The organism is Mesorhizobium sp. M7A.F.Ca.MR.362.00.0.0 (assembly GCF_004023175.1).
Lineage (GTDB): Bacteria > Pseudomonadota > Alphaproteobacteria > Rhizobiales > Rhizobiaceae > Mesorhizobium.
This window is the reverse complement of record NZ_RZTF01000026.1, coordinates 837-3,862: the sequence shown is the minus strand read 5'-3', so window position 1 is coordinate 3,862 and position 3,026 is coordinate 837. Positions and strand designations below refer to the sequence as shown.

Sequence of the window (3,026 nt, the reverse complement as noted above, 5' to 3'; positions counted from 1 at the left end):
GCCGATCACGACGGTTGGATGCGTTAGGTCCTGGAACAGCCAGACATAATTGCCATCGACCGTCTGAATGCCGCTGTTCACGCCGACGGTGGTGGAAAACGGGGTTCCAGCGAGGTTCTGTGAGAGAACGACCGAGGTGATGGTTTCTCCCGCGCTCGCCGAGGCCTCCACGAAGTTGGCCTGGAAGGCGACCTCAGGCGAGGTCAACCCACCCGGATCGTCGAGACTTAGGAGATATTGCACCGTGGGGTTGGTGTCGTATGGCGGAATGGCCGGATTGATATCATCGTCCGTAAAACCGATTGTCTCGTCGATGATGATGTCTTGAGCTGCGATGTCGAGTGCCATGGAGATTCTCCTTGGTTCAAAATGCTTTCTGGAAAAGGGATGCAGCCCCCAATGCCGGAAATGCACCTACCCCGGTGCAGCCGGTCGCATACTGAAATGCGCCCCTCCAATTTCATTGTGCCGCCGGCGCAGAGGACGCGTCCATTCCCGCTTCGATAGTATTGCGGTCAATGTCCGCACCTGATCGAACGATATATATCCTTCGATAGATCAGGCTGGCGGGCGCTGGGAGAGGCCGCGCCGGCACAAGGCAGATGCCGTCAGCGGCTTTCCGGCCGTTGCCTTGCGTACAATGTCAGTGCGATGAGAGAGGGGCGGTCAGAGCAGGCCGGTTCGGCCCGTTCCTGGACGCTCGGCGCCTTTGCCGTGCGCCACCCAAGCCAGTTCCGCCCTGCCGCCGAGATGCAGCTTCTCGTAGACGTGATGCAGGTGCATCTTCACCGTGCCTTCGGATAAATGCAGCCGCTGCGCGATGGTCTTGTTGCGCAGCCCGCGCGAGACGAGATCGGCGATCTCGGTCTCCCGCCCGGTCAGCCGGGACATTGGTTGCGGCTGCGACCCGGGCATCAGCAGTTGCTGGACGATCTTGTTGTCGATCCACTTCTTACCCGCCGCCACCGCATTCACGCATTCGACGAGAAAGCGGTGGCTGATGCCGTCCAGAAACAGGCCGTCGACGTCGAGCGTCTGTATTTCCCTGACATCGAGCCTACCGGTTGGCTGCACGATGAAGATGATGCCGAGAGCGCTGTTGCCGGCCTTCAGCCGTGAGGAAAGACCTGATGTCTGCTGGTCCGCGAGATCCACGCCCACGATGACGATATCAGGTTGATGGCGCTCCACATGAGCGAGAACGTCCACAGGGCGGCGGCACTGGGCGACAACATCGTGTCCAGCCTTCTGCAAAACCCATTCCAGACCGGCGAGATATACCCCTCGCGGGTCCGCCACGACCAACGTCGACATGCGAACACCGTCCGTAAAAAACGCAACGAACTTGGTTAAGTACCCGTAAAATCAGGAAACCAGAGCCTAGGCCTATTGTCAAGTAATAGCTAATATACATGTTGTTATAATGACAATCCGCCGTCTGCCAGGCGGATCAGCGGACATCTCGCATCGCACTTGGGCGGGAAGCTGGCTAGCTGCCCTTCCTGGCCGCTATCACCATGAAATCGCTTCCAAGCGTGACGCTTTGCAGCCGACGATATTGACCTGCAATGCGTACTTCGCGGAGACCCCGGAACTGCGCGGTGAAAGGCGAACCTATGATATGCCTGTCACTTCAAGGTTCTACCGTCCCTTGCCGCGCGGCCCAGTCGTACGGGTACAGGCAGTAAAAATAGCCGGTGCGCTCGGTTGCGATGTATTTCAGATGCGTGCCATTGGGCAGCCAGACGATGTCGCCGGGGCGGCATTCGTGGCGGCCGTCATCCAGTTCGATCGTCAGCGTGCCTTCATGGATGAACAGCACCTCGTCATAGGTCACGGTCCAGTCGATCGAGGCGTTCTCCAGATACTCAATGCCACCGCCCATGGTCCGGCTGATCTCGGCATTGATCACGCGCGCGATCGACGACGTTCCGGTCGGCGTGACTGATGGCTTCAGAGTCAACTCGCTGTGCTTGAAAACCCTGGCCTTGGACATTGTCATCCTTTCTTTGCGCGAAGATTGGCTTTGGAGGGAGTGACGCCGGACGGAGCCAGCCCGGCGAGCCATCTCGTCACCGGATCCAGCTTGCGCCCGGCATGTTCGAGATCGTCGCGCCGACGCACCGCGCCACGGACGAAATGCGCACCGACGAAGCGAAAGGGTTCGGGCGGGAAACCGCGCGCCACCGGACGCACCAGCGCCGAATGCGTCAGTTCCGATTCGCCGTCAGTCAGCAGGCCGGTGAGGATCTCGCCGCCGATATAAGCCATTGTCGTGCCATTGCCGGAAAAGCCGTAGCCGTAGACGACATCGCGGTTGGCGGGCAAAGCGCCGAACAGCGGGACGCCGCTGACCGTCCGGTCGATCGGGCCGTTCCACGATGTCTCGAGCGGGAAATCGGCGAGCGCCGGGTGGCCATCCCGCAGCACGCGACGCATTTCGGCGACCCGTGGCGACAGGCCATGGAAACGCTGGTCGACGATGCCGCCGAAGCCGATGACGCCACCGCTGACGCCGACGGACAGCCGACCATCGCGCGTCGGAGACCAACCGCCAACGAAGACGCGGGAATCGATCATCAGCGGCGCCCGGCGGTAGCTGACCTTGTCGAGAAGGTCTGGAATGGGCTGTGACATGGCGTCGTCGCTGGAGATGTTGAAGATCGCAGGGGCCAGTTCCGGAATCGCCCCGGACCAGGCATTCATGGCAAGCACGACCTTGCCGCAGGACACAGTTCCTTTCGCCGTTTCCACCGTGAGCTTGCCACGTCGTGAAAACCGCTTCATCGGCGACTTTTCATAGATCCGAACGCCGCGGTTCAGCGCTGCACGACGCAGGCCGCGCACCAGGAACCCAGGATGCACAGTTGCCGACGAAGCGTCGAACGCACCGCCAAGGTGGCTCGTCGTACCGGCCATCGCCGCGATCTCAGGGCGCGAAACTCGCCGCGCCGGGACGTAGCCGTGCGCTGCCAGCTTGTTTAACGCGTCGTCCCAGGCGCCAAGCTGTGCTTCGCACGTAGCGC

Annotated in this window: 4 protein-coding genes; all 4 read right to left on the bottom strand. The window is 61.0% G+C overall.

The features are described 5' to 3' along the window. Positions 1-348, bottom strand: a 348-nt coding sequence (locus EOC06_RS41810; protein ID WP_245469361.1) for a hypothetical protein, incomplete at its 3' end; no start/stop codon positions are given. A gap of 318 nt (positions 349-666) precedes the next feature. Beyond that, on the bottom strand, positions 667-1,314 hold the full coding sequence (locus EOC06_RS06055) for a response regulator transcription factor (protein ID WP_127326729.1): 648 nt from the start codon (positions 1,312-1,314) through the stop codon (positions 667-669). A gap of 319 nt (positions 1,315-1,633) precedes the next feature. Next, positions 1,634-1,996, bottom strand: coding sequence for an AraC family ligand binding domain-containing protein (locus tag EOC06_RS06050; protein WP_164762505.1), 363 nt, complete (start codon positions 1,994-1,996; stop codon positions 1,634-1,636). 2 nt (positions 1,997-1,998) lie between these two features. Further along, positions 1,999-3,026: FAD-binding oxidoreductase (locus tag EOC06_RS06045; protein WP_206631158.1), on the bottom strand; the 1,028-nt coding region annotated here is incomplete at its 5' end.

Coding starts and splice junctions, on each gene's coding strand:
- EOC06_RS06055 (WP_127326729.1), bottom strand. CDS start 1,314: ATGTCGACGTTGGTCGTGGCGGACCCGCGAGGGGTATATCTCGCCGGT.
- EOC06_RS06050 (WP_164762505.1), bottom strand. CDS start 1,996: ATGTCCAAGGCCAGGGTTTTCAAGCACAGCGAGTTGACTCTGAAGCCA.